Origin of the sequence: Amycolatopsis sp. NPDC051903, from assembly GCF_044452505.1 — a bacterium.
Classification (GTDB): domain Bacteria; phylum Actinomycetota; class Actinomycetes; order Mycobacteriales; family Pseudonocardiaceae; genus Amycolatopsis.
Genome location: NZ_JBITBT010000004.1, coordinates 67,643 through 91,793 on the forward strand (window position 1 = coordinate 67,643; position 24,151 = coordinate 91,793).

The 24,151-nt window shown below is 71.4% G+C and carries 27 protein-coding genes; 11 read left to right on the forward strand and 16 right to left on the reverse strand.

From position 1 onward, the window contains the following. Window positions 1-44 precede the first annotated feature (44 nt). From ACIA77_RS11365 to ACIA77_RS11375, 3 genes are all read left to right on the forward strand, one after another. Window positions 45-1,094 (forward strand): TetR/AcrR family transcriptional regulator, encoded by a 1,050-nt coding sequence (locus ACIA77_RS11365; protein ID WP_395885722.1) that lies wholly within the window; start codon window positions 45-47, stop codon window positions 1,092-1,094. A 68-nt stretch (window positions 1,095-1,162) separates the two neighbouring features. After that, the gene (locus ACIA77_RS11370) at window positions 1,163-1,642 is read left to right on the forward strand and encodes a hypothetical protein (RefSeq protein WP_395885723.1); all 480 of its coding nucleotides are present in this window, start codon (window positions 1,163-1,165) and stop codon (window positions 1,640-1,642) included. Between the two features lie 228 nt (window positions 1,643-1,870). After that, a complete protein-coding gene (locus ACIA77_RS11375; RefSeq protein ID WP_395886192.1) occupies window positions 1,871-3,037 on the forward strand; it encodes a pentapeptide repeat-containing protein in 1,167 nt (388 codons plus the stop codon). An 11-nt stretch (window positions 3,038-3,048) separates the two neighbouring features. Here ACIA77_RS11375 and ACIA77_RS11380 read toward each other — a convergent pair whose 3' ends face one another. The 4 genes from ACIA77_RS11380 to ACIA77_RS11395 form a co-directional block, all read right to left on the reverse strand. After that, window positions 3,049-3,516, reverse strand: a complete 468-nt coding sequence (locus ACIA77_RS11380; RefSeq protein ID WP_395885724.1) for a YbaB/EbfC family nucleoid-associated protein — start codon at window positions 3,514-3,516, stop codon at window positions 3,049-3,051. A 1-nt stretch (window position 3,517) separates the two neighbouring features. Further along, window positions 3,518-4,552, reverse strand: a complete 1,035-nt coding sequence (locus ACIA77_RS11385; RefSeq protein WP_395885725.1) for a hypothetical protein — start codon at window positions 4,550-4,552, stop codon at window positions 3,518-3,520. After that, a complete protein-coding gene (locus tag ACIA77_RS11390) occupies window positions 4,552-4,929 on the reverse strand; it encodes a hypothetical protein (RefSeq protein ID WP_395885726.1) in 378 nt (125 codons plus the stop codon). The genes ACIA77_RS11385 and ACIA77_RS11390 overlap by 1 nt, the downstream gene beginning before the upstream one ends. Before the next feature lie 104 nt (window positions 4,930-5,033). Then, the gene (locus tag ACIA77_RS11395) at window positions 5,034-5,843 is read right to left on the reverse strand and encodes a DUF1295 domain-containing protein (RefSeq protein ID WP_395885727.1); all 810 of its coding nucleotides are present in this window, start codon (window positions 5,841-5,843) and stop codon (window positions 5,034-5,036) included. 63 nt (window positions 5,844-5,906) lie between these two features. Between ACIA77_RS11395 and ACIA77_RS11400 the strand changes: the two genes are divergently transcribed. Then, entirely contained in the window at window positions 5,907-6,410 is a 504-nt protein-coding gene (locus tag ACIA77_RS11400) for an EXPERA domain-containing protein (protein WP_395885728.1), read from the forward strand. On the opposite strand, the gene ACIA77_RS11405 is transcribed toward ACIA77_RS11400, so the two are convergent. The 4 genes from ACIA77_RS11405 to ACIA77_RS11420 are packed head-to-tail and all read right to left on the reverse strand — an operon-like array spanning window position 6,394 to window position 10,750. Then, entirely contained in the window at window positions 6,394-8,022 is a 1,629-nt protein-coding gene (locus tag ACIA77_RS11405) for an AMP-binding protein (RefSeq protein ID WP_395885729.1), read from the reverse strand. The genes ACIA77_RS11400 and ACIA77_RS11405 overlap by 17 nt on opposite strands. A 12-nt stretch (window positions 8,023-8,034) precedes the next feature. Beyond that, complete coding sequence (locus tag ACIA77_RS11410) at window positions 8,035-8,775, reverse strand: SDR family NAD(P)-dependent oxidoreductase (RefSeq protein WP_395885730.1); 741 nt, start codon at window positions 8,773-8,775, stop codon at window positions 8,035-8,037. A 22-nt stretch (window positions 8,776-8,797) separates the two neighbouring features. Continuing rightward, complete coding sequence (locus tag ACIA77_RS11415; RefSeq protein WP_395885731.1) at window positions 8,798-9,943, reverse strand: acyl-CoA dehydrogenase family protein; 1,146 nt, start codon at window positions 9,941-9,943, stop codon at window positions 8,798-8,800. Window positions 9,944-9,946: 3 nt separating this feature from the next. Next, a complete protein-coding gene (locus tag ACIA77_RS11420; protein WP_395885732.1) occupies window positions 9,947-10,750 on the reverse strand; it encodes an enoyl-CoA hydratase-related protein in 804 nt (267 codons plus the stop codon). A 132-nt stretch (window positions 10,751-10,882) separates the two neighbouring features. Between ACIA77_RS11420 and ACIA77_RS11425 the strand changes: the two genes are divergently transcribed. Then, on the forward strand, window positions 10,883-11,521 hold the full coding sequence (locus ACIA77_RS11425) for a TetR/AcrR family transcriptional regulator (protein WP_395885733.1): 639 nt from the start codon (window positions 10,883-10,885) through the stop codon (window positions 11,519-11,521). 312 nt (window positions 11,522-11,833) lie between these two features. On the opposite strand, the gene ACIA77_RS11430 is transcribed toward ACIA77_RS11425, so the two are convergent. Next, window positions 11,834-12,373 carry a D-alanyl-D-alanine carboxypeptidase gene (locus ACIA77_RS11430; RefSeq protein ID WP_395885734.1) on the reverse strand — a complete coding sequence of 180 codons (540 nt, stop codon included), beginning with the start codon at window positions 12,371-12,373 and terminating at the stop codon, window positions 11,834-11,836. A gap of 222 nt (window positions 12,374-12,595) precedes the next feature. On the opposite strand from ACIA77_RS11430, the gene ACIA77_RS11435 reads away from it, so the two are divergent. Genes ACIA77_RS11435 through ACIA77_RS11445 form a run of 3 tightly spaced genes read left to right on the forward strand, consistent with a single transcriptional unit; the run spans window position 12,596 to window position 15,190 of the window. After that, on the forward strand, window positions 12,596-13,294 hold the full coding sequence (locus tag ACIA77_RS11435; protein WP_395885735.1) for a response regulator: 699 nt from the start codon (window positions 12,596-12,598) through the stop codon (window positions 13,292-13,294). A gap of 16 nt (window positions 13,295-13,310) precedes the next feature. Next, window positions 13,311-14,723: an ATP-binding protein gene (locus ACIA77_RS11440; protein WP_395886193.1), complete on the forward strand. Its 1,413-nt coding sequence runs from the start codon at window positions 13,311-13,313 to the stop codon at window positions 14,721-14,723. Next, complete coding sequence (locus ACIA77_RS11445; RefSeq protein ID WP_395885736.1) at window positions 14,720-15,190, forward strand: GerMN domain-containing protein; 471 nt, start codon at window positions 14,720-14,722, stop codon at window positions 15,188-15,190. Before ACIA77_RS11440 ends, ACIA77_RS11445 begins: the two co-directional genes overlap by 4 nt. Before the next feature lie 7 nt (window positions 15,191-15,197). Here the strand turns inward: ACIA77_RS11445 and ACIA77_RS11450 are convergent, their stop codons facing one another. After that, on the reverse strand, window positions 15,198-16,391 hold the full coding sequence (locus tag ACIA77_RS11450; RefSeq protein WP_395885737.1) for an MFS transporter: 1,194 nt from the start codon (window positions 16,389-16,391) through the stop codon (window positions 15,198-15,200). Between the two features lie 149 nt (window positions 16,392-16,540). Here ACIA77_RS11450 and ACIA77_RS11455 point away from each other — a divergent pair, with 149 nt between their 5' ends. Then, on the forward strand, window positions 16,541-17,131 hold the full coding sequence (locus tag ACIA77_RS11455; protein ID WP_395885738.1) for a TetR/AcrR family transcriptional regulator: 591 nt from the start codon (window positions 16,541-16,543) through the stop codon (window positions 17,129-17,131). Here ACIA77_RS11455 and ACIA77_RS11460 read toward each other — a convergent pair. Next, window positions 17,128-18,231: a Gfo/Idh/MocA family protein gene (locus ACIA77_RS11460; RefSeq protein ID WP_395885739.1), complete on the reverse strand. Its 1,104-nt coding sequence runs from the start codon at window positions 18,229-18,231 to the stop codon at window positions 17,128-17,130. The genes ACIA77_RS11455 and ACIA77_RS11460 overlap by 4 nt on opposite strands. After that, complete coding sequence (locus ACIA77_RS11465; protein WP_395885740.1) at window positions 18,228-18,962, reverse strand: sugar phosphate isomerase/epimerase family protein; 735 nt, start codon at window positions 18,960-18,962, stop codon at window positions 18,228-18,230. Before ACIA77_RS11465 ends, ACIA77_RS11460 begins: the two co-directional genes overlap by 4 nt. Window positions 18,963-19,131: 169 nt before the next feature. Between ACIA77_RS11465 and ACIA77_RS11470 the strand changes: the two genes are divergently transcribed. Next, window positions 19,132-19,353 carry a three-helix bundle dimerization domain-containing protein gene (locus ACIA77_RS11470; RefSeq protein WP_395885741.1) on the forward strand — a complete coding sequence of 74 codons (222 nt, stop codon included), beginning with the start codon at window positions 19,132-19,134 and terminating at the stop codon, window positions 19,351-19,353. 3 nt (window positions 19,354-19,356) lie between these two features. Here the strand turns inward: ACIA77_RS11470 and ACIA77_RS11475 are convergent, their stop codons facing one another. The 4 genes from ACIA77_RS11475 to ACIA77_RS11490 form a co-directional block, all read right to left on the reverse strand. Further along, window positions 19,357-20,151, reverse strand: a complete 795-nt coding sequence (locus ACIA77_RS11475) for an SDR family NAD(P)-dependent oxidoreductase (RefSeq protein WP_395885742.1) — start codon at window positions 20,149-20,151, stop codon at window positions 19,357-19,359. Between the two features lie 64 nt (window positions 20,152-20,215). After that, window positions 20,216-20,920, reverse strand: coding sequence for a histidine phosphatase family protein (locus ACIA77_RS11480; RefSeq protein WP_395885743.1), 705 nt, complete (start codon window positions 20,918-20,920; stop codon window positions 20,216-20,218). Continuing rightward, window positions 20,917-21,399: a GNAT family N-acetyltransferase gene (locus tag ACIA77_RS11485; RefSeq protein WP_395885744.1), complete on the reverse strand. Its 483-nt coding sequence runs from the start codon at window positions 21,397-21,399 to the stop codon at window positions 20,917-20,919. Before ACIA77_RS11485 ends, ACIA77_RS11480 begins: the two co-directional genes overlap by 4 nt. A gap of 190 nt (window positions 21,400-21,589) precedes the next feature. Next, entirely contained in the window at window positions 21,590-22,321 is a 732-nt protein-coding gene (locus ACIA77_RS11490; protein WP_395885745.1) for a FadR/GntR family transcriptional regulator, read from the reverse strand. A gap of 204 nt (window positions 22,322-22,525) precedes the next feature. Between ACIA77_RS11490 and ACIA77_RS11495 the strand changes: the two genes are divergently transcribed. Beyond that, window positions 22,526-24,139 (forward strand): ABC transporter substrate-binding protein, encoded by a 1,614-nt coding sequence (locus tag ACIA77_RS11495; protein ID WP_395885746.1) that lies wholly within the window; start codon window positions 22,526-22,528, stop codon window positions 24,137-24,139. Window positions 24,140-24,151 lie beyond the last annotated feature (12 nt).

The window sequence follows — 24,151 nt, forward strand, 5'->3', positions numbered from 1 at the left end:
ACTGTGGACGCTATCGTGACCAGCACCGGAGCACGAGGAGGACGATGGCCCGGCTGAGCAGGGCGGAAGCGCAGGAGCGCAACCGGGCGAAGGTGCTCGGTGCCGCCCGCGACGAGTTCACCGAACGCGGCTTCCGCGACGCGAAGATCGACGTGATCGCCGAACGCGCCGAGCTGACGCGCGGCGCCGTCTACTCGAACTTCCCCGGCAAGCGCGCGCTGTACTTCGCCGTGCTGGCGGAGGAAGCGGAGCGCGTGGCGGCCGCGCCGGCCGGGGACCCGGGGCTCACCCCCGGTGAAGCGCTCGGCGTGCTGGCCCGCGCTTGGGTCGCGCACCTGCCGCTCGCCACGGACCCCGGTTCACGCCTCGGCGTGGACCTGGTCCCGGAGATCCTCGCCGATGAACTCACCCACCGTCCGTACGCGCAGCTGATGCGCTTCGAGGCGATCGTCCTCGGCCTCGCGCTCGAACGGCTCGCCCCCGCGGCGGGCCGGCTCGTGCGCGTGGCCGAACTGGCGCTCACGACGCTGCACGGCGCGAGCCGGCTCGCCGCCGCCGCGCCGGGGTTCGGCGAGCCGTTCAACGTGGTGCGCGCGTGCGAATCCTTGCCATCGCTGGGCCTGGCCGACACCTGGCCCGACGTGCCGCCGATCGTGGCGCAGCCCCGCCCGGTCGACGAGCCGTGGGTGCCACCCGCCGCGTTCGACTCCTTGCACGACCGCCCGGCCTCCCCGACCGGCGACGGCGTGGTCGCGGTCCTCGGCCTGCACCGGCTGTCCGCTGTGGAGGAAGCCGTGCGCGCCGCACCGCCGGACGCCGCGGTGACCGTCGCCGTCGTCACGGGCTCGGCGCCCGAGCTGGCACCGCTGACGCACCTCGTGCTGGCGCAGCTGCGCGGCCACCTGCGCCAGTCCTTCCCCGCCCCGGCGTGGCCCCGCCTCCAGGTCGTCCTCGACGACGCCGGCGCCCTCGCCTCCGCCGCCGGCGTCTCCGCGGTCAGCGACGCGACGGAAACGGCGATCCGCGTGCGGTCCGGGCGCGTCACCCTGCGCGCCGAGGGCTTCGGCGCGTGCCACGCCGCCGCGGCGGGCTGAGTTCCGGGCAACCTCCCGTCCGGTTCGCGCGTGTCTCTGTTCACGCAACGACTGAAGGGGAGGACAGCATGCTCACCCAACTCCTGGCCGGCGCCCTGCTGACCACAGTTTTGTCGGCGCCGGGCGACGTCGGGTGGTCCCTGGGGCCTCCGGAAGTCGCCCCGGGCGGCGAGATCTTCGTCGAAACCTTTGCCGCCCAAGGCAACGGCTGCGGTCCCTCGGGCCCGGTCACCTCGGCGGGCTTCGCCGCCCCCATCCAGTGGACCGAAGGCGGCAACTGGGGCCGCGCAGGGGGCCACGGCACCGCCGCCTCCCGCCCCGGCACCTACACCGCCACCTTCCCCTGCGGCGACGGACGCGTGGCGACAGCTACTTTTACGATCACCGGCACCACTTCGTCGCCCACCCCGCCTTCTTCATCCGCCGCCCCCGCACCGCACCCCTCGAAACCCCGCACGCCGACGGCTCCCTCGCCCCAGGTGAAGGTCCGTCCGACGGGTGCGCCCCAGACGGGCTCGGGAGATCTGGCGACCTCGTTCGCGAGGTGAGTGTCCACTGAGGACGCACAAGCGATAGCCGCCTCTGAGGAAACTCGTTTCCCGCGACGCCCCCGAGGCACCACCCGATTGCACCTATCACCCGCACACCGAAGTGCGATCATGGAATCCGTGGCCGAAATTCCCTCAACCGCACCGGAACCACACGACGAAACGGGACTTCGGCCACCCGCCGGACGCGCGCTGTCCCATCGCACGATCATCGTGTGCGGTGTGGTGATGGTGGCGCTCGCCGTGGCGGCCGGTTGGGTCCTGCTCACCTTGTCCGGCCACGGCACCGACGCCGACCGCGCCCGGCTGGACGGCATCCGCACCGTCGGCACGGTCGTCGTCGGGACAGGCGGAGCACTCGCTCTGATCCTCGCCGCGCGGCGTCAACAAACAGCGGAACACGATCTGGCGACCAAACGGGCCGAACTGCGCCTCCGGGAACAAGCGGACCGAGCAGCGCGGCACGACGCGACCGAACGCCGGATCAACGAGCTCTACCTCAAGGCCGTGGAACAGCTGGGGTCCGACAAGGCCCCCGTCCGCTTGGCCGGGCTGTACGCACTCGACCGGCTGGCGCAGGACAGCGCGCACCTGCGCCAGACCATTGCCGACGTCATCAGCGCCTACTTGCGCATGCCGTACGAGTTGCCGGACCCGGCTTCGGGTCACGACGCCGACCGGGATCAGCTGCAGGAGCGCGAAGTCCGCCTGACCGCGCAGCGGCTGCTCGTCCGTCACCTCACCCCTGCGAGCAAGGACGCGAGGTTCTGGCCGGGCATCGAACTCGACCTGTCGGGTGCTGTGCTCATCGACCTGCCGCTCAACGGGTGCGAACTGCACAACGCCCGCTTCACCGGAACCCGCTTCACCGGGGACGCGTGGTTCCACGAGGTGCGCTTCACCGGGACGACCCGCTTCGACGGCGCCGTGTTCAGCAGCGACGCGTGGTTCACCCGGGCCACGTTCAAGGGGGACACCCGCTTCGAAAAGGCGGAGTTCCGCGGTGAAGCGCGGTTCGAGAAGACCGAGTTCGTGGGTACGACGACTCTCCGCAGCGCTCGCTTCAGCCGCGACGCCAAGTTCGGCGAAGCGCTGTTCCGCGGCGTCGTGCGGTTCAGTACCGTCGCCTTCGCGCGCAGCGCCGATTTCACGCGGGCCGGGTTCATGGTGGCGCCGGTGTTCGACGACGACGTGGCGGCGCAGAGTGCGTACTTCGACCGGGCGCGGTTCGGCGATGGCGCGTGGTTCGAGGGTGCCGCCTTCGCCAGCTACACCACGTTCGTCGACGCCACCTTCGACGGGGACATCGGCTTCACCGGCGCGGAGCTGGACGGGGTGCCCTACCGGCCGCCCCAGCTGCAGGCCGACGACCTCGATTACGTCGACGAGAGCTGAGGACACTCACCTCACCAGGCGGAATCGGACCGCACGTCCCGGCCGTACCAGTCGTCGTCGGACGGTGGGGTGGCAGGGCCGGGTGGTGGTGGGGCGTCGGAGACGCGGTTGCGCAGGTATTCGCCGTCCGCGGCCGGCGAGTCGGCGGAAGGCGGATCGGGTGGTGGTGGATCGGCCGGTGCGGCGGTCACCGGGCTGAAGCCGGCCCGCCAGCGGAGGCGGTCCATCACGTAGCCGGCCGTGCCGAGTGGGGCGAGCAGGGCCGCCGTCCGCTGGGCGGATTCGCGTTGGGCCGCCGCGTAGGTCGCCAGCACCGTGGCGGCCAGGGTGGCAGGCGGGAGAGCGGACGCGGCGTCCGAGAGGTGCAGGCGGGTCAGGACGCCGTCCGTGTTGACGGTCGCCGTGACCGTGCCGTCGGGGGACGTGGCGTCCACCGACAGCGCGGCCAGGGCGGCGACCAGGGAGTCGCGGTCGGTCACGTCAGTCGAGCCGCGAGGGGGTCATCGGGCGTGACAGGCCGCCGTCCGGGGCGATGTCGACGTTTTCGCGGCGGACGTTGTCCTCGGTGCGCTTCGAGGTGTGCGTGGTCTCGAACGCGTCCGGGTCGAAGGTGGCGCCGGGGCTGACGTCGGGCGGGGCCGGGATTTCGGGCAGCGCGTCGGCCTTTTCGCGGATCTTGTCGACCAGGTCGCCGGTCGAGTCGTGCATGGCCGAGCGCAGCTTGCCGACGTTGTCGAAGAAGCTCTGGTAGATGTCGGTGGCGTTGTCGCCCTCGATGCGGGCCGTGCCCTCGGCGACGACTTCGCTGATGCCCGCGCCGGCGCCGGCCGCCGCGGCCTGGGTGCCCGCCGCGGCCAGCGTGATCTCCGCGCCCGCCGCGGCCGGGGTCGCGACGGCGGCGAGCAAGCCGACCAACGCCGCGGTGAAGGCAGTGGTCATCACCTTCGACAGCGAGATCTCCCCCTCCTTCGCCTTGGCCTCCTGGTACTTCTGCGCCGTGTCCTTGAACGTCGCCGCCAGGTTCGTCAGGTCCCGGCGCGCGCCCCACACCGCGTCACGCGCGGCGACGACGCCGCTCTCCAGCACGGAGATCTCCGTGGCCATCTGGTCGTAGGTCTCCGACAGCCGGTCGAGGTAGGTCTTCACGTCCTCGGCCGCGTTGCCGCGCCAGCTGGTCATCAGCTCCTTGGCCCGGCGCAGCTCGGTGATCGAGTGCCGGCCGAGGTTCTTCCAGACGAGCTCGTAGTCGTTGATCATCGCCTGCAGCCCGTCGCCCTGATCGGTCAGGTCGGCCGACGAGAACTCGCGGAACACGTCCGCGATCTCTTCCTGGCGCTGCTGGTAGTTCTCCTCCGAGAGCGACCACGCGAAGAACTCCGCGTAGCGCAGGTACTGCAACCCGTCGAGCGCGTCGTTCGCGCCGTCGAGCAGGTCGTCGCTCACGCCGGAAAGCAGCGAAGTCCGGTCGTCTTCGTCCGACGACGAGGACTGCAGCCCGAAGTAGTCGTCGCCCATCACGCACCCCCGCCGGCCGCGCGCCGCAGGCCGGCCTGCGCGTTCTCGTCCGCCGCCTCGTAGATCTCGGCCACGCGCTGCAGCGCCACGCTCGACTCGTGCGTGGAGTACGCCAGTTTCTCCAGCGCCTCCTGCACCTTCTGCCGGTGGTACTCGTACGCGGCCGCGACCGAGCGCATCCCGAGCGTGCGGCCGAACGCCGTCGTCGGGCCGCCCCCGAACGGCGTGACCGCGCCGAGGATCGCGGCAGCACCCGTGGCTTCCGGCACGTCCTCCTTCTTCACCCCGCCGGCGGCCGCGGTCGCGGCGTCACCGGCGTTGGCGACGAACCCGCTCGCTTTGCGCAGGTCGTCGAGGTCGGTCTCGAAACCGATCATTGAAAAACCCCCATTCCACACCGATCCCCCACCCCCAGTGGTGAAAGACATCGACGACGCGAAGCCCGGTTTCGTTCGCCGGAACCCGCGTCGAGTGGTTCAGATCACTGTACCGCCACGCGCCGCGGAAGCCACGGGACGACCGGCGACGTGCGCTTCTGGTAGTCCGCGTATTCCGGGTACCGGCCGCGCGTGATGCTCTCGGTGAAGATCGTCGAGCCGACGAACAGCAGCGTCAGCAGCACCGCGCCCGCGATCGTCCACGGGACACCGCCGAACGCGATCGCGCCGAACACGAAGACCAGCCACCACTGCGCCTGTTCGAAGAAGAAGTTCGGGTGGCGCGAAAACCGGAACAGCCCCGTCTGCAGGAACCGCGGGTCGGGCACGCGGCCGGCGGCGCTTTCGCGCTTCTTCCACTGGTGGAAGGTCCACTGCTGCTGGTCCGCGACCGTCTCCCCCGCCAGGCAGGCGAGGAACAGCACCGCGACCACGACGTCGCCCGCGCCGAAGGCCGTGCGGTGCTCCAGCGCGGTCCACGCGGGCAGCGTGATCAGGAGCAGGATCGCGTTCTGGTAGATCGTGATGAAGAAGAAGGTGAAGACCTGGAACTGCCAGGGCGCCATCTTCCCGCGCAGCACCACCCAGCGGTAGTCCTCGCCGCCGCGCGCGTAGCCGCCCTTGCGGGCGAAGTTGAACGTCAGCCGCGCACCCCACAGCAGCACGAGGACGAACAGCACGTCGAGCCGCGCGTCGGCGAAGCCCGCGAAACCGGCGAAGATCCCGACGTAGGCCACGGGCACCAGCGACCAGATCCGGTCCACCCACGAGTACTCCCGCGTGAGCACCGAAAGCACCCAGCACAGCGCGCAGACACCGGCGAAGACCCACAAGCAGACCTGGAACGCGTTCACGGGCCCACTCTAACCGGCCACACTGACAGAACGCGGCCTGATCCGTCCGTTTAGGATCAGCGCATGACCACCCCGGCGAACCTGCCGCTGCGCCGACGCGGGATCGACATCTTCTTCGCGATCGTGTTCGCCGCGTTCACCGTCACCTCGCTCATCAGCGACCTGCTGCCCACGGTCGGGGTGGACTTCTCGCGCCCGTCGAGCAACTTCTTCGTCAACTCCAACTACTGGTACGCCCACGACGCCGACGTGCTGTTCATGCACCCGCCGGACTGGATGCGGATCGTCACGGGGCTCTCGGCGTTCGTGTACATGCCCTTCTACGTCGTGCTCGTGGTGTGCCTGCTCTGGGGCAAGAACGGGATCCAGCTCTTCGCCGTGATCTACGCGACGATGATCGTCACGCTCACCGGCGTCGTCGTGTTCGGCGTGGAGTTCTTCGGCGACCCCGCGATGCGCACCGGCAACCCGGCGAAGTTCCTCGCGTTCAACCTCCCGTACGTGCTCGTGCCGCTGCTCCTGCTGATCCGCATGCGCAAGCCGCTGCCGTTCACGCGCCGGTTCTGACCCGCTCGCGCAGCTGGAACTTCTGGATCTTCCCGCTCGCCGTGCGCGGCAGTTCGGCCAGCACGACGAGCCGCTCGGGCCAGTACTGCTTCGCGACACCCTTGTCCTCGAGGAACTCCCGCATCGCCTCGAAGGTCAGCTCCGCGGCGCCGTCCCGCAGCGTCACGCACGCGCAGGCGCGCTCCTGCAGCCGCGGGTCCGGCATCGCGACCACGGCCACGCCCGCCACGTCCGGGTGCTCGTACAGCACGTTCTCCACGTAGGCCACGGGGATGTTCTCACCGCCGCGGATGATCACGTCCTTGGTGCGGCCGCGAACGGTGAGGTACCCGTCGGCGTCGATCGTGGCCAGGTCGCCGGTGTCGAACCACTCGCCGGCGAAGCTCGCGCGGGTCAGCTCCGGGCGCTCGGCGTAGCCGACGAACAGGAACGGCCCCGTCACCTGCAGCCGTCCCTCTTCCCCCGGCGGCAGCTCGGCACCGTCGAAGCCGACGACGCGAATCCGCATGCCGGGCCAGGGGCAGCCGTCGGTGTCCACGCGCTTGTCGTCCGGATCACCGGGGACGCCCAGGGTGACCAGGCCGTTCTCGCTCTGGCCCCAGCCGCCGAGCACGACCGTGCCGGGCAGCCGCCGCGAAGCCTCGCGAACGAGCGCGCGCGGGATCGGCGCGCCCATGCAGCAGAACCGCTCCAGCGACGACACGTCGTGCTCGGCGAGGTTCGGCGCGGCGAGGGTGTCGTGCAGGAACGGTGTCGCGGCGGAGGTGTAGGTGATGCCGTGCTCCTCGACGAGCTCCACGAACCGCCGGGGATCCCACACGTCCTGCAGCACGCCGGTGGCGCCGTTCTGCACGGGCAGCCTTGCGCCGTAGAGGAAACCGGTGAGGTGCGCGAGCGTCGAGGCCATGTGGATCACGCTGGCCGCCGTGATCCCGAGCCGCGCGGGCAGCGGGTTGTTCATGGCGCCGACGGTGTTGTGCGTGTGCAGCACGCCCTTGGGCTCGCCGGTCGTGCCAGAGGTGAAGATGAGCAGCGTCACCGCGTTCGGGTCCGGCCGCAGGGCCGGCAGCTGCGCGGGGTCGCGCGAGGTGGGCGCCGCGAGGAAGTCCTCCCAGGACAGCGTGCCCTGGCCAGGTTTCCCGCCCACCACGAGCACGTGCTCCAGCTCAGGCCACTGTGGACGAAGGCGCGTCATCACGGCCGCGCGGTCGAACCCGCGGAACTCGCCCGGCACCACCACGACCTTCGACTTGGCGAGCCCCACCATGAAGCCGACCTCGCGCTCGCGGTAGATCGGGATGAGCGGGTTGCTCACGGCCCCGATGCGCGTGGCGGCGAAGTGCACCACGAGCCACTCGATCCAGTTGGGCAGCTGGAACGACACGACATCGCCGGGCCCGACGCCGAGGTCCAGCAGCCGCAGCGCGCACGCGTCCACCTGGGTGCGCAGCTCGCCGTAGGTGACGCTGCGGCGCGAGTCGACGAACGCCGTCTTGCCCGGCGTGGCCGCGGCGGCCGCGTCGAGGTGGTCGGTGATGGTCCGGTCCACCCAGAAGCCCGCGCGGGTGTACTTCGCGATCTGCTCCTCGTCGAGGATCGTGGTGAACACCATCGGGGTTCCTCCCTAACTCATGGTGAGGCCGCCGCTGACGCTGACGGTCTGGCCGGTCACGTAACCGGCCTCGTCGGAAGCGAAGAACGCCACCACGCCCGCCACGTCCTCGGGCGTCGCGAGGCGGCGGAACGGGATGGCGCGGGTAAGGGCTTCGCGCAGCCGCGGGTCGTCCCCGCCGAGGGAGGCGAACAGCGCGGTGTCGGCCGGGCCGGGGCACACGGCGTTGGCGTTGACGTGGTGGCGCGCCATCTCGCGCGCGATCGACTTGGTGAAGGCGATCACCCCGCCCTTCGCGGCGGAGTACACGGCCTCGCCGGACGACCCGACGCGGCCGGCGTCGGACGCGATGTTCACCACCGTGCCGCCGCCCTGGACCGCCATCACGGGCAGCACGGCCTTCGTCGTGGTGAGCACGCCGTAGAGGTTGATCCGGATCACGCGGTCCCAGTCGGCCGGGTCGGAGTCGACGAACGGGCTCGCCTTGTCCCAGCCCGCGTTGTTCACCAGCACGTCGATGCGGCCGAAGCGGTCCACCACTTCGCGCGCGAGCGCGTCGACCGACTCGCGCGACGTCACGTCGGTGCAGCGGGCCGTGCCGCCGAACTCGGCCGCGGTCTCCTTCGCGGTCGTCTCGTTCAGGTCGGCGACCACGACGTGCGCGCCTTCGGCCGCGAGCTTGCGGGCGATCCCCCGCCCGATGCCCTGGCCGGCACCGGTGACGATCGCGATCTTGCCGTCGAGCTTTCCCATGGCGGGCCTTTCGAAGTCGGGATCAGGGTGCGTACGCGCGCCCGAGCAGGTTGCGGGCGATCACGAGCTTCGACACCTGCGCGGTGCCGTCGCCGATCTCGAGGCCGATCACGTCGCGCAGCCGCTGCCCGAGCGGGCTTTCGCTGGAGTAGGCGAGGTGGCCGAAGGTGAGCAGGCACTGGTGGATCACCTCGGCCGAGAGCTTCGGCGCCCAGAACTTCGCCATCGCCGCCTCGGTGCTGTGCTCGAGGCCGTGGTCCTTGCGCCACAATGCTTCGTAGCACACGTGCCGGGCGGCGCGGACGTACGTGGCGCACTCCGCGAGCGGGAACGCCACCCCCTGGAACGTGCCGATCGGCGCGCCGAACGCCTCGCGGTCGCGGGCCCAGCGGAGCGTCTCGTCCAATGAGGACTGTGCCGCGCCGAGGCACGCCAGGCCGATGATCGCACGCGAGTAGTCGAAGCCCTGCACCACCGAGACGAACCCGCCGCCCGTTTCGCCGACCAGGTCGTCGCGCGTCACGGGCAGGCCGTCGAAGTGCAGGGCGGCGCGACCGATCGAGCGGCTGCCGAGGTCGTCGAACGCCGACCGGGACACGTGCTCGGCGGTGAGCTCGACGTAGAACGCGCTCACGCCCCGGGCGCCGGGCCCGCCGGTGCGGGCGAGCACGAGCGCGGTGTGCGCGGCCATCCCGAGGGTGATCGACGTCTTCTCGCCCGTCAGCCGCCAGCCGTCGCCGTCGGGCACGGCCTTCAGTTCGAGGTTCGCCGCGTCGGTGCCGTGGCCGGGTTCGGTCACGCACAACGCGGGCACCACGGCGCCGGACGCGATCGGCGGCAGCCAGTGCGCTTGCTGGTCGGCGGTGGCGTTGCGGGCCAGGACGTCGCTGATCAGCGCGCTGACGATGATGAGGTAGGCGGCGTTGAAGTCGCCGCGGGCCACCTCCTCGGCGGCGAGCCCGGCGACGACGGCGCTCGCCTCCTGCCCGCCGTGGCGTTCCGGGATGCGCAGGCCGGTCAGCCCCATCGCGGCCAGGTCGGCCACGAGCCCGGGCCGCAGCCGCCCGGCGCGGTCGTCGGACTGGTAGTGCGGGGCGAGGACCTTGCCGGCGAACCGGCGCAGCTCGTCGCGGTAGGACTGTTCGTCCTCACCGAACCGGAAGTCCACGGCTCAGTGCCAGTTCACGTGGGCGGCGAAGTCCGGCTTGCGCTTCTCGCCGAACGCGGCGGCGCCTTCGAGGCCTTCGGGTGAGGCCGTGAACAGGTCGAGCGCGGACATCGCGAGGTTGCTCAGCCCCGCCTGGTGGTCGGTGTCGGCGTTGAACGACTGCTTGCAGAACCGCAACGCGGTCGGGCTCTTCTCGGCGACCTCGGCCGCCCACGCCTTGGCCTCGGTCATCAGCTCGGCGGCGGGCACGACCTTGTTGACCAGCCCCATGTGTTCGGCCTCGGCCGCGTCGTACTGGCGGCACCAGAACCAGATCTCGCGCGCCTTCTTCTCCCCCACCACCCGAGCCAAGTACGCGGTGCCGAACCCCGCGTCGAACGAGCCGACGCGCGGACCGGCCTGCCCGAAGCGCGCGGTGTCGGCGGCGAGCGTGACGTCGCACAGCACGTGCAGCACGTGCCCGCCACCCACGGCGACGCCGTTGACGGCCGCGATCACGGGTTTGGGGATGTCGCGGATCAGCTTGTGCAGGTTGCCGATCTCGAACAGGCCGCTCTCGCTCGGCCCGTAGTCACCGGTTTCGGCGCGCTGCTTGACGTCGCCGCCGGTGCAGAACGCCTTCTCGCCGGCGCCGGTGAGGATCACGGCCTGCACCTTCGGGTCGGCCCACGCGGAGCGGAACGCCTTGATCAGCTCCTCGACGGTGCGCGCGGTGAATGCGTTGTGGCGGTGGGGCCGGTCGATGGTGACGACCGCGGCGGGGCCGTCGAGCTCGTAGCGGATGTCCTCGTACGTCTGCGTGCTCACTACCGCTCCTTCGACAGGTTCGCGTCGTTGCCTGACCACCGTGACGAATTTTGAATCGAAAGTCAATGTTTGGCGTTGCGGTTAAACTGGTACCCTGGCGTCGGTGATCAGCGAGCAGTCCGGGAGCCGCCGGTGAGCCCCCAGCAGGAAACGGCGCAGCGGCCCGCGTCCGACCGCGTGGCGCGCAAACGCGGCCGCCGGATCCAGGAGATCCTGACCGCCGCCGCCGACCTGTTCGGCGAGCGCGGCTACGACGCGGTGAGCATCGAGGACGTCGCCGACCGGCTCGACGTCACGAAGGGTTCGCTGTACTACTACTTCGCCAGCAAGGACGAACTCGGCACAGCCGCGATCGAAACACTCGGCGACTCGTGGACCGTCCGGCTGGAAGAACTGCTGGCCTCACTCGACGGCTCGGTGTCCGAACGCCTGCGGGCGCTGCTGCACGAGCACATCACCATCGCCGTGCGCGACCACCCCGCGGCCCTGCGCCTGTTCCTCGTCCCCCGCGACTGGCCCGACGAGCAGCGCGCCCGCATCAAGGCCCTGCGCCGCCGCCACGACCGCCTGTTCCGCGACCTCGTGACCGAGGGCGTCGAATCGGGCGAGTTCACCGTGACCTCCGTCGACACCGTGCTGCAGTGCCTGCACGCCTCGATGAGCCAGGCGCCGGTGTGGTGCGCGGGCCTGTCGGAGCGGGCGCGCGAACGGGCGGTCGGCGAACTGGCGGACACGCTGATGATGCTCGTCGGCGTGGCGCCGCAGCGCTGAGCTCACTGGCGGACGTCAGGGGCGACAGGCGTATGCGGTTTGGCAAGCGCCATCACGTCGCCTACCGTCGCGGCCGCAACAAACAGCTCCGAGCCGCAGTCATCGAATGGGCCCAACACCCCGTGCGCCAACCCCTGCCCATGGCTCCTACCACCGGGCCCGCGAACGCGGCTGCCACCACCCCCACGACGCAAGAATCCTGGCCCAAGCCTGGACCAGAATCCTCTGGCGCTGCCGGCACGACCACATCCCGGACAACCCAGGCCTATACGGCCCACTGACCGGCCTCCAGCAGAACGCCGCTTGCCGCGTTCAGGCCACGACGGCCGGCAGCGTGCCCGGGCACGGGAGGCGCAGCGGGACGGTGTCGGCGTGGTACTCGAAGTGCCACCACTCGTTGTCGTAGCGGCGGTGGAGGCGGTAGGCCGCGCCGTGGCGTTCGAGCCAGGCCGCGCCTTCGGTGGGGCGGACGTCGAGGGCGTAACCGGCGACGTGCCCGGACTCTTCCGGCGGCAGCACGCGCTGGCGGGCCCGCCCGGCGGAGCCCGTGCGGCGGACCTCCGCGCGGAACATCGCGTGCTGCTCGGCGGCGTCGCGGTGACCGGAGGTGAGGCCGATGAGCTGGCCGTCGCGCCAGAAGGCTTCGGTCCGGGCCGCGGTGAAGGCTTCGCGGGCGGCGGGCGTGAGGCCGGCGAGGTCCTCGGCCGGGTACCGCAGCGCCAGGGCCCACTGGCACGCGAGGTGGCGGGCACGGCCGGGCGAGCGCACGAAAGCCACCGGCAGCACCAGCACCGCCAGCAAGCGGGCGAGCGCCGCGTAGGCCGCGGCACGGGAGCGGAAGAGCTCGATCATGCCGTTCACGATCGCGGGCGGATGTCCGCCTCCCGCCCGCGCCGGGTCCCCGGAGTCCGACAGTTGTGTAACAGCTCCGCACGGACGCCGGCTGTTACACAACCATGACGTAGCGCGCACCGACCGGTGAGACGGCGCGCGGATCCTCGCCGGAGGTGTCCGCTGTGGACTGTCCGGGATCCGGACGGGCGGGCACGGGAGAGCGCTGCGATAGTGAGAACCATGCCCCGGGTGCTGTTGATCGAAGACGACCAGGCCGTGCGCGACGGCCTGCAGATCGCCCTGACCTACCAGGGCCACACCGTCGAAGCGGTGGAAAGCGGTGAAGAAGGACTCGCGCGGCTGAACTCGGCGGCCGCCGCCGACGTCGTCGTGCTCGACCTGATGCTGCCCGGCATGGACGGGTTCGAGGTGTGCCGGCGCATCCGCGCCGCCGGCGACCTGCCGATCATCATGCTCACCGCCCGCAACGACGACATCGACGTGGTCGCCGGGCTCGAAGCCGGCGCCGACGACTACGTGGTGAAACCCGCGCAGCCGCGCGTGCTGGAGGCCCGGATCAAGGCTGTGCTGCGGCGCACCGGCGGCGAACCGCGCCAGGCCGGCACGCCGAAGCCGGAGCTCGAACGCCACGGCGACCTCACCATCGACCGCGACGGCCTCGTGGTCGGCAAACACGGCACACCGGTCAGCCTCGCCCCCACAGAGCTGCGGCTGCTGCTGGAGCTGTCCGCTTCCCCGGGCCGCGTGCTGAGCCGCCAGCAGCTGCTCGAATCGGTGTGGGACCAGGGTTACCTCGGCGATTCACGGCTCGTCGACGCCTGCGTGCAGCGCCTGCGCGCGAAGATCGAGGACGACCCCGCAGCGCCGGTGTACGTGCAGACCCTGCGCGGGTTCGGATACCGCTTCGGGCCACTGTGAAGAGAAGCCCGTGAAGCTGTGGCGGGCCTGGGGCCTGCGCACGCGCCTCCTGGCGGCGTTCGTGCTGCTGAGCGTGGTCACGACCATCGCCGTCGCCGGGATCGGCTACCGGTCGGCGCGCACCACCATCCTGCAGAAGGCCCAGGACAGCGCCGTCGTCGAGATGGAGAACCGCATCCAGCAGGTCTACCCGCTGAACGTCCGCGTGCCGACGAGCAACGAGCTGACGACCCTCGCCGGCGAGATCGCCGGCCGCGAAGAATCCGCGGTCGTGATCAGCGGGAACGTCACGGGCGGCAACCGGAATGTGCAGACCTTGATCACGCCCGACCTGAAGGAGATCGTCGACAGCGGCCGAGTGGGCTGGCAGCGCGTGGACGCCGGCGGGCAGACCGGGTTGCTGATCGGCACCCAGCTCATGGTCACGACGCCCGAGTCGCACCACAACCGGCCGTCCGGGATCACGGTCTACCTGCTGGAAGGCTTCGCGGACGAGTCCGCGAGCATCGCCGAGCTCGCGCGGAACGCGTGGCTGACCGGCGGTGGCGCGCTGCTGCTGGCCCTGCTGCTGGCGCTCGCAGCCGCCCGCAGCGTGCTCGAGCCGGTGCGGGAGCTGCGTACCGCGGCGCACCGGCTCGGCGAAGGTGATCTCGACACGCGGCTCACCGTCCGCGGCACCGACGAGCTGGCCGCCGTCGCGAAAACCTTCAACACCACGGCGGAATCCCTGCAGAACCACGTGACCGAACTGGAGCGGATGGAGGCGGACGCGCGGCGGTTCGTCGCCGACGTGTCCCACGAGCTGCGCACTCCGCTGGCGGCCATGACCGCCGTGACCGACGTGCTCGAGTCCGAGGTCGCCGGCCTGCCCGAGATCGCCGGCCGAGCGGTGCGGCTGGTGAGCCAGGAGACGCACAACCTCACGCGGCTCGTCAACGACCTCATCGAGGTGACCCGCTTCGACTCCGGCTCGGCGTCGCTCGCGCTCGACGACGTGGACGTCGCCGACGCCCTCGTCGCCACGCTGCGCGCCCGCGGCTGGACCGACGAGATCCGGACCGAGCTGCCGCCGGGCATCCGCGCCCGGCTCGACCCGCGGCGGCTCGACGTGATCGTCGCGAACCTCGTCGGCAACGCGCTGCGCCACGGCGCTCCCCCGGTTCGCCTCGGCTTGAGCGCGGCCGACGGCTGGGTCACGATCGAAGTGACCGACGAAGGCCCGGGGCTGAACGAGGAGGTGCTCCCGCACGTGTTCGACCGCTTCTACAAGGCCGACACCGCCCGCACCCGCTCGGAAGGCAGCGGGCTCGGGCTCGCGATCTCGTGGGAGAACGCCAACCTGCACGGCGGCACGCTCACCGCGGCCAACCGCCCCGGCGGTGGCGCCACGTTCACCCTGCGCCTGCCCGTGGCGGGAGGTGCCGGGTGATCCGGCGCGTGGCGGCGGCGATCTTGCTGGTGGCGCTCACGGCCACGGCGTGCGGCGTGCGGCCCAGCGGCGCGATCCCCGGCGGCGACGCGCCGAGCGGGCCGGCCGCGCCGGAGATCGACCGGGCGCGCGACTCGGTCTACTTCGTGGCCGACGGGTCGCTCACCCAGGTCCAGCGCGACGGCACGGACCTCACCGGCGCGGCGGCGATCAACGCATTGGCGCAGGGCCCGACCCCGGCCGAGCAGGCGGACGGGCTCACCACCGAGGTGCCGCGATCCGTGGTACCGGCCACCGTGCTGACGTCGGCGGGCGGGACGGTCGTGCAGCTGTCCAGCTCGGTGACCGCGTTGTCGGACCTGGCGGTGCGCCAGATCGTGTGCACGCTGCGCAACCAGAGCCCGCCGGGCGCCCGGTTCATCCTCACCGGCGGCGGGGAGACCCTCGGCCCGGAAACCTGCAGCTGAGGCGGCTTCAGCCGACCTTCTCCGGCTCCCTGGTGCGCTTCCGGCCGATCACCGGCGCCGCCACCACGGCGGCCACGCACAAGGCGAACGGCACCGCGAAGGCGACGTTGAGCGGCATCCAGCGCGTGAGCCCGCCGATCAGCGCGGGACCCGCCAGCAACCCGACGTAGCCGAGCCCGACGACCCGGGCCATCAACGCGCCGGACGCGCGCGTGTCGAGGTTGCCCGCCGCCGTGAACAGCTGCGGGACGCCACCGGACAGCCCCAGGCCGAACAGCGCCCAGCCGATCAGGGCCAGCGGCACCCACGGCGCCAGCGCGGCCGTCCCGACGCCGACCGCCGCCAGCGTCGAGCCGTAGCGCACCACCGCGACGGGACCGGCCAGCGCGGCGACGCGGTCGGTGGCGAAGCGCCCGACGGTCATCGCGACGGCGAACGACCCGTACGCCAGCGCGGCGGTGCTCGCCGACGTGCCCAGCACGTCCTGCAGGTGCAGCGCCGCCCAGTCGTTCGCGACGCCCTCCGAGAGCATCAGCGCGAACGCCAGCGCGCCGAGGAGCCAGACGACGCGCATCGGCGTCCGGCCATTCCCCACTGGCGCGGGGTCGGTGTCGGCGTCGGCGGGTTCGGGCCGCCGGCTGTCGAGCAGCAGCCGCCCGGCGCCCAGCGACGCGGCGACGCACAGGGCGCCGGTGGCGCTGAGCGTGACCGCGGTCGGCACGTTCGCGCCCAGCACCGCGGCCCCGACGACCGCGGCGAGCGCGCCGCCGATCGACCACATCGCGTGGAACGCCGCCATGATCGGGCGCGGGTAGGCGCGTTCGACGACCACGGCCTGGGCGTTCATGGCGACGTCGAGGGACCCGTTGCAGAAGCCGAACAGCACGAGCGAGAGCCCGAGCGTCCACCAGCTGGTCGCGAGCCCGGGCAGGAACAGCGCGAGCCCCAGCAGGACGCCGGCCGCGGGGACGACGCGGCGGTGGCCGAAGCGGTCGGCGAGCGGACCGGACACCTGCATGCCGGCGAACGCCGCGCCGCCCAGCACGAGCAGCAGCGCGCCGAGCGTGGTGTGCGAGATGCCGGTGGCGCGCTCGACCACGGGGATGTGCACCACCCACATGCCGACCGCGAACCCGTTGAGCGCGAAGAAGCTCCACGTCGCGAACCGGGCGGCGCGGGGCAGCCGGGGAACGTCGGTCATTCGGGCGGTTCCTCCCTCGATCGTCGGGCCATGGTCGCACAGCCACCACCGGTTCGTGCAACTTGTTTGTTCGAACGATCACGTCGGACGATCGAAACTCGGCTGCGGCATGATGGGCGGATGCACGCCGCCGAACCGATCGCCCTGCCGTGACCGGGGGCTACCTGAAGGGCCGGATCCGCCGCGAGGACATCATTTCGGCGGCGGCCGTGGTGTACGGCGAGGCGGGTTACCACGGTTCTTCGCTCCGGGAGATCGCCAAGCGCGCCGGCATCAGCCACGCCGGGTTGCTGTACTACTTCCCCACCAAGGAAGCGCTGCTCGCCGCCGTGCTGGAGCGGCGCGACGCCGAGGACTCCGAACGCGAGCAGCTGACGGTGCCGCCCGGACTGGAAGTGTTGCGCCACTTCGTCGCGCTGGCCGGGCACAACGTGCGCCACCCCGGCATCGTCGACCTGTACTCGCGGCTGGCGGCCGAGGCCGTGGCCCCGGACCACCCCGCGCACGAGTACTTCGACCGGCACTACCGGCAGGCCCGCGAAGGCGTGGTCGACTCGTTCCGCGTGCTCGCCGGGACGGGCGAGCTGCGCGAGGGTGTCGACCCCGACTTCGCGGCCCTGACCTTCATCGCGTTGATGGACGGGTTGCAGGTCCAGTGGCTCACCACTCCCGCCGATGTGGACCTCGTGGGCTCGCTGCGGTTCTACCTGCAGAACCTGCTCACCGTCCCCCTCGACTAGAGCGTGCGGGCGTAGGGGTCCCAGCCCTCGGGCAGCGCGGGCGGCACCGCGACCGTCGAGGTCACCTCCACCGACCGGCCGCGCGTGAGCGATTCGTCGATGGCCAGCATCGCGTCGAGCACGTGGTAGGCCAGCTCGCCCGACGCGCGTTCCGGCACGCCGGCGCGGATCGCCCGCGCGAGCTCCAGCACGCCCGTGCCGCGCGACGCCGGATGTCCTTGCGGCGTCAGCTCTTCCGGCTCGGCCGCGCCCAGCAGGTGCAGCTTCGTCGGGCCGTCGAAGCGGTTCGGGTCGGGCAGCACGGCCGTGCCGAGGGTGCCCGCCACCTCGACGAAACCCGTGCGCACCACCGCGGAGTCGAAGCTCAGCACCACCTGGGCGCTGCCGCCGAGGGTGAACTCGACGAGCGCGGTCACCGTGGTCGGCACCGTCACCGCGAACTCCGTGCCGGCCCGCGGGCCGGAGCCGATCACGCGGGTGTCGCGCGCGCGGCCGCCGGCGCCGGTGACCTTGCGGATCGGGCCGAACAGCTGCACGAGTTCCGTGAGGTAGTACGGGCCCATGTCCAGCAACGGGCCACCGCCGTCCTGGAACAGGAATTCCGGCGCCGGGTGCCAGCTTTCGGGCCCCGGCGTCTGGAACAGCGCGAGCCCCGTGCGCGGTTCGCCGATGCGGCCGGCTTCGATCGCGCGCCGGGCCGTCTGCAGGCCCGCGCCGAGCACGGTGTCGGGCGCGCTCGCCACGCGCAGCCCCTTCTCGCGGGCGCGGTCGAGCAGCTTGCGGCCCGTCTGCCGGTCGAGCGCCAGCGGTTTCTCGGCCCACACGCTCTTGCCCGCGTCCAGCGCGGCCAGGCCGACCTCGACGTGCGCGGCCGGGATCGTGAGGTTCACGACCAGCTCGATCTCCGGGTCCGCGAGCAGCTCCGCGACGGTCTGCCCGTGGGGCACCCCGTGTTTGTCCGCCTGCGCCCGCGCGCGGGTCACGTCGAGGTCCGCGACGGACAGCACGCGCACGTCGGGGAAGCTCGTGAGGTTCTCGAGGTAGGTGTCGCTGATGACGCCGGCGCCGATGAGCCCGACCCCGACGGGGCCACCCGTCACTGCCCGGCCTCGGTGAGGTAAGCGAAGCTGGCGGCGATGCCGTCGAAGAGGTCGCCGTCGTAGCGGTCGAACTCGACCACGCGCAGCGCCTGCGGCGCGGCGGCGAGGACCTCGGGCAGCGGCACGCTGCCGCGGCCCGCCGGGACCTGGCCGGACGCGTCGGTGGCGAGCGCGCCGTCCTTCACGTGGATCGCGTGCACGCGGTCGCCGAGCCGGCGCAGCAGCTCCGGCGCGTTCTCGCCGCCCGCGGTGGCCCAGTAGGCGTCGACCTCCAGCGCGATCGCCGGGTCGAGCTGCTCGGCGAACACCTCGAGGGCGCTGCGGCCCTCGACGCGCGACTCCAGCTCCCACCAGTGGTTGTGGTAGCCGACGCGCACGCCGTGCTCCTCGGCGACCTTCGCCGCGGCGTTCAGGGCCGTCGCGGTGGCCGCGATGTCGGCCGGGTCCTGCCACTGCTCGGGCTTCACCAGCGGGTCGATGACCACGGCGATGCCCAGCTGCTTCGCGGCGGCGAACACGGCGTGCTGGTCTTCGCCGATCAGCTTCGCGTGCGCCGTCGGCGCCGTCAGCCCGTTGGCCGGCAGCCCGGCGGACAGCGCCGCCACGTTCTCGACGACGCCGTACGGCTCGACCTGCGTGAACCCGATCGCGGCGAGCCGCCGCAGGGTGTCCGCCGGGTCGGCCGCGAACGCGTCGCGGACCGAGTACAGCTGCACGGAAAGCTTGCCCATTCCAGCTCCTTGGCTTCGCGGTCGGCGGCGGTGCGCCGCGTCGCCAGAATTTCTACCAGGTGGTCAAAATTGACACCAGGTCTTTCCGGGTGGCGGGCCGCCCGCCGTTTGAACAGCGCCGGACGCGGGCAGCAACCAGTAGGGCACGCGACCACGGAAAGGCACGGCGATGACCCAGCACCTCGGCATGAACGACCTCATGGTGAAGGGCGAGGAAGAGAGTTTCTCCGCGCTCAAGTCCCGGCTCGTCGACGAGTACGGCCAAGCGCGGGAACCGGAGATCACCAGCACGATCAGCGCGCAACGGCAGCACTTCGACGACGCCGGCGTGCGCAGCTTCCTGCCCGTGCTCGTCGAGCGCCAGGTGCGTGACCGGCTCGGCGAGCCCTGAGCGCTACGGGAGGATCGAGTCCACGTAACCGCCGTCGACCCGGACCGCCCCGCCGGTGGTGGCCGACGCGAGCGGCGAACTGAGGTACACCACCAGGTTCGCGATCTCCTCGGGCTCGATCAGCCGCTGCAGTAGTGATTGCGGGCGGTGGGTCTTCATGAACTCCCGCTGGGCTTCGTCCCACGGCAGGTCCTGCTCGACGAGCTGGTGGACGAAGTCCTCGACACCCCCGGTGTGCGTGGGACCGGCGAGCACGGAGTTGACCGTGACGCCGGTCCCCGCCGCGGCCTTGGCGAAGCCGCGTGAGACGCCCAGCAGCGCGGTTTTCGACATGCCGTAGTGGATCATCTCGGCGGGGATCACGACCGCCGAGTCGCTCGCGACGTTGAGGATCCGGCCCCAGCCGCGCTCGATCATGGCGGGCATGGTCAGGCGGGTGAGCCGTACGGCCGCGAGCACGTTGACCTCGAAGTAGCGGCGCCACTCGTCGTCGGTGATCTCGAGCGGCTCGGCGGCGCCGAAGATGCCGAGGTTGTTGACCAGGACGTCGAGCCGCCCCGCCGCGGCCACGACCGCGCGGGCGCCTTCGTCGGTGGTCACGTCGCCGGCGCCGGCCACGAACTCACCGCCGGGCACCTGACCGGCCAGCTCCTGCAGCGCTTCGGCGACCCGGGCTTCGGTGCGCCCGTTGACGACCACGCGAGCGCCCGCCCGCGCGAGCCCGGCGGCGATCGCCGCGCCGATCCCCTGCGTCGATCCGGTGACGAGCGCAGTCTTCCCGTCGAGGTCGAGCTTCATGGCTTCCCCTTGGTCGCTCGAGCGTGCGGCTGTCGATCTTGTGCCCCATCATGCCGCCGATCGTTCAGCTCAGCAGGGCGCCGAGGTGGCCCGTCTCCTGGGCGAGGGTCATCCGGTAACCGCCTTCGAGGCCGCGTTCCCACGTGGTGACCGACGCGTTGGGCACATCCGTGCGGGCGGCCGCGGCGAGGAGTTCCCGTTCCGGCACGGCTTCGAGGATGTACCGCAGGGCGAACACCGTCATCTCGTGGGCGACGAACAGCACGCGCTGCCCCGGCGTCTCCGCGCTCAGGTCGGCGAGCAGCGACCGCACCCGCAGCACGACGTCGGCCCACGATTCGCCGCCCGGCGGGCGGTAGTAGAACTTGCCGAGGCGCTGCTTGCGCCGCAGCTCGTCGGGCCAGCGTTCGGCGACCCCGCGGCTGGTGAGCAGGTCGAGGACACCGAGCTCACGATCGCGGACGCGTTCGTCGACGCGCAGGCCGCCGGGCACTTCGACGCCGCTGTCCTTCGCGACGCCGAGCGCGATCCGGGCCGTGTCGAGGGCCCGCAGGTAGGGCGAGGCCACGACGAGGTCGGGCGGGTCGCCCGCGAGCCACTCCCCCACGGCGCGGGCCTGCCGCTCGCCCAGCCCGTTGAGCGGCACGTCGGCATCGCGCTCGGCGATGTCGATGACGGCGTGCCCCTCGGCCTCGGCGATCTCGCGGGCGACGTTGCCGGTGCTCTGGCCGTGGCGCACCAGGCCGATCCAGTCCAGCCGCGTCGTCACCGCTGCTCACCGCCGGCGGTCAGGTCCTTGCGGTACACCACGAAATCGCACGGCGTCGCCAGCAGCGGCGCGAGGTGCGGGTAGGTCGCCTCGACGGTCGCCGTGTGCTCGACCCGGAAGCCCAGCCGCGTGTACCAGGCGGCCAGGAATTGCTTCGACGGGTGCTCGAACTCCCGCGGCACGAGCAGCTCCAGCTGCAGCCGCCGGTCGCCCAGCGCGCGGCAGCGTTGCTCCGCGAACCGCACCAGCCGCCGCCCGATGCCCGCGCCCTGCAGCTCCGGCGCGGCGGCCAGCAGCCCGAATTCGCCGACGCCGTCGGCGACCTGCCGCACCCGCACGCACCCCACGACCCGGCCGCGCTGTCTCGCCACCGCGATCTCCCCGGCCGCGATCAGGCCCGCCACCTCCGCCGGTGACGTCCGGTCGGCCCGGCCGAGCCACAGGCCCTTCTCCGCGGTCGCGTAGACCGCGTTCACCACCGCGCTGACCGCGCCGGCCAGCGCCTCGTCGCCCGCCGCCGACCGCGCCAGCAGCTCGATCTCCGGAGCGTCCAGAAGGCACCTCCAAGGTCCGGCCGCCCAGTGTACGAACGCCCCGGCCGCACCGCCGGGAAATCGCGCTCCACCTGGCGTACGCCTCGCCGAACTGCCTCCGCGGGCCGGACGCGCGTCAGAACACCGCGGAATCGGCCTCCACCGGGCGCGCTTCGCCGAAGCCGCCGTAGCGACCCGCCTTCGCGCGCTTGCGCACCTCGTCGAAGTGGCGGTGCACGGCCTCCGCCGCGGCCTCGGCATCACGCGACACCAGGGCGTCGACGATGACCTGGTGGCGTTTGGCGGTGCCCGCGGCGGACGAAGCCGGGCCGCCGAGTTCGGCTTCCGCCGCGCGGTAGACGTCCCAGAACAGGCCGGTGAGCTCACGGGCGAGGTCGAAGCCGGCTTCGGCGCAGATGAGGTCGTGGAACTCGCGGTCGGCGACCGCCGCATCGGGGCCCTTGCGGCGCATGCGGGCGACGCAGGCTTCGAGGTCCGCGATCAGCTCGGGCCGGTGCTCCAGCGCGACGCGCCGGGTCAGCTCCGTCTCGATCATCTCGCGGACCTCCAGCAGATCACGCAGCCGGCCCGCGTCGCTGGCGCCGCGGGTCCGCGTGCGGAACAGCAGCCACGTCTGCAGCGCTTCGGATCCGGCCGAGCCGACGAACGTGCCGTAGCCGTGCCGGATCTCGACGATGCCGAGGGCCTGCAGCGCCTTGATCGCCTCCCGGATCGAGTTCCGGCTGACGCCGATGTCGTCCATCAGGCTGAGCTCGGTGGGCATCGGCGCGCCGGGCGGCAGGTCGCGGTCGATGATCAGATCGATGATCTGCTTGGTGATCTCTTCGCTGCGTTGCGGGCGCGCCAAAACTGTCTCCCCGAATGGTTCTTCCTCCGCTGGCACGTCGCCATCGGAGGACATCCTACGTCATACCCTGCCGGTCTCGGCCCGATGCCGAAAACGCCACGTCCCCTTGACCGGTACCCGGCGGGGTTCTAGGGTTCGCCCAGTCATAGGACGTCCCACGTCCTATGACCTCTGGTGGGTGAAACACACAGTCAGGAGACACCGATGTCCCGAACCGCCATGGGGACCGGCCCTTCGTTCGACCGGCGCACACTGCTGCGCTACGCGGGCCTCGTGGGCGCCACCGCCGCCTTCTCGTCGACCATCGCCGCGTGCGGCGGCCCCGCTTCGACGAACAAGACCGGCAGCTCCACGGACTCCCTCACCGCTGTCATCGGCTACGGCAACAACCAGTCGTGGGACCCGCTGCAGACCGCTTCGGCGTTCTCCATGGCCGCCATCCTGCACAGCTACGAATCGCTGGTGGAAGGCGACCCCATCACGCGCGCGCCGTTCGCCGGGCTCGCGAAGGCCCTGCCGGCCGACGTCAGCGGTACCAGCATCGAGTTCGAGCTGCGCGACGGCGCCAAGTGGCACGACGGGCAGCCCGTGACGGCCGACGACGTGGTCTTCACCTACGCCCGCGCCCTGGACCCGAAGGAGAACGTGCTCATCCACAGCTTCTTCGCCCAGTGGCTGAAGGAGGTGAAGAAGGTCGACGACCGCAGCGTCGAGTTCGTGCTCAAGTTCCCGTTCCCCTACGCGCTGCAGCGGATCCAGATCTGCAAGATCGTGCCGAAGCACGTGTTCGAGAACAACTGGCCGCTCGCCGCCGGGGGCAAGGTCGTGGGTTCCGGCCCGTACCAGGTCACCGAGCAGGCGCCGCTTTCGCACACGTCGTTCGAGAAGTTCGCGGACTACAACGGCCCGCGCCCGGCGGCGTACCAGAAGATGCTGTGGAAGTCCATCGTGGACTCCGCGCCGCGCGTGGCCGCGATCTCCGGCGCGAAGCCCGACGCGCAGATCGTGGAGAACATCCCCGCCGCCAACGCCGACCAGCTGCGCAAGGCCGGCCGCACCGTCGAGTTCGCCGACGGCGGCAACAACTTGTACCTGATGTTCAACACCGCTCACGCGCCCTTCGGCGACAAACGCGTGCGCCAGGCGCTGCACTACGCCATCGACAAGAAGAAGATGATCGAGATCGGCCTGCGCGGCACCGGCACGCCGGGCACGTCGTTCATCAACCCGAAGCTGCCGCAGTCGCAGCCGGCGTCGCAGAGCTTCACCTACGACCCGGCGAAGGCCAAGCAGCTGCTGGCCGAAGCCGGCGTCACGAACCTGAAGATCTCCCTGTCCACCACCAACACCTCGCTCGTGCTCGACTGCGTGAAGGTGATCAAGGAGGGCTGGGACGCCATCGGCGTGCAGACCACTTTGGACTCCCAGGACACCAAGGCGCTGTTCTCCAAGCTGGACAACGGCAACGACTTCCAGGTCGTGTCCACCACGAACAACCCCATGCAGTTCGGCAACGACCCCGACCTGCTCATCCGCTACTACTACGACGCCTCGTCGCTGATGATGACGAAGTACGCGCGCTGGAACAACGCCGACACCCAGGCGCTGCTGTCGCTGCAGGACAAGGCCGCCGCGGAGCCGGACGAGGCCAAGCGCACCGCGCTGAACAAGCAGCTGCTGGACCTGATCTCCGAGCAGGCCGTGATCTACCCCATCGTGTTCACGCAGCTCGGCACGGCCTGGGACCCGAAGGCGATCACGGGCGTGCACGCCCAGGGCTACCCGGGCATCTACCTCAACCAGGCCAAGCCGGTCTGACGAGAGAGGACC

Coding starts and splice junctions, on each gene's coding strand:
- ACIA77_RS11365 (WP_395885722.1), top strand. CDS start 45: ATGGCCCGGCTGAGCAGGGCGGAAGCGCAGGAGCGCAACCGGGCGAAG.
- ACIA77_RS11370 (WP_395885723.1), top strand. CDS start 1,163: ATGCTCACCCAACTCCTGGCCGGCGCCCTGCTGACCACAGTTTTGTCG.
- ACIA77_RS11375 (WP_395886192.1), top strand. CDS start 1,871: ATGGTGGCGCTCGCCGTGGCGGCCGGTTGGGTCCTGCTCACCTTGTCC.
- ACIA77_RS11385 (WP_395885725.1), bottom strand. CDS start 4,552: ATGGGCGACGACTACTTCGGGCTGCAGTCCTCGTCGTCGGACGAAGAC.
- ACIA77_RS11390 (WP_395885726.1), bottom strand. CDS start 4,929: ATGATCGGTTTCGAGACCGACCTCGACGACCTGCGCAAAGCGAGCGGG.
- ACIA77_RS11400 (WP_395885728.1), top strand. CDS start 5,907: ATGACCACCCCGGCGAACCTGCCGCTGCGCCGACGCGGGATCGACATC.
- ACIA77_RS11405 (WP_395885729.1), bottom strand. CDS start 8,022: ATGGTGTTCACCACGATCCTCGACGAGGAGCAGATCGCGAAGTACACC.
- ACIA77_RS11410 (WP_395885730.1), bottom strand. CDS start 8,775: ATGGGAAAGCTCGACGGCAAGATCGCGATCGTCACCGGTGCCGGCCAG.
- ACIA77_RS11430 (WP_395885734.1), bottom strand. CDS start 12,373: ATGATCGAGCTCTTCCGCTCCCGTGCCGCGGCCTACGCGGCGCTCGCC.
- ACIA77_RS11435 (WP_395885735.1), top strand. CDS start 12,596: ATGCCCCGGGTGCTGTTGATCGAAGACGACCAGGCCGTGCGCGACGGC.
- ACIA77_RS11450 (WP_395885737.1), bottom strand. CDS start 16,391: ATGACCGACGTTCCCCGGCTGCCCCGCGCCGCCCGGTTCGCGACGTGG.
- ACIA77_RS11465 (WP_395885740.1), bottom strand. CDS start 18,962: ATGGGCAAGCTTTCCGTGCAGCTGTACTCGGTCCGCGACGCGTTCGCG.
- ACIA77_RS11470 (WP_395885741.1), top strand. CDS start 19,132: ATGACCCAGCACCTCGGCATGAACGACCTCATGGTGAAGGGCGAGGAA.
- ACIA77_RS11475 (WP_395885742.1), bottom strand. CDS start 20,151: ATGAAGCTCGACCTCGACGGGAAGACTGCGCTCGTCACCGGATCGACG.
- ACIA77_RS11495 (WP_395885746.1), top strand. CDS start 22,526: ATGTCCCGAACCGCCATGGGGACCGGCCCTTCGTTCGACCGGCGCACA.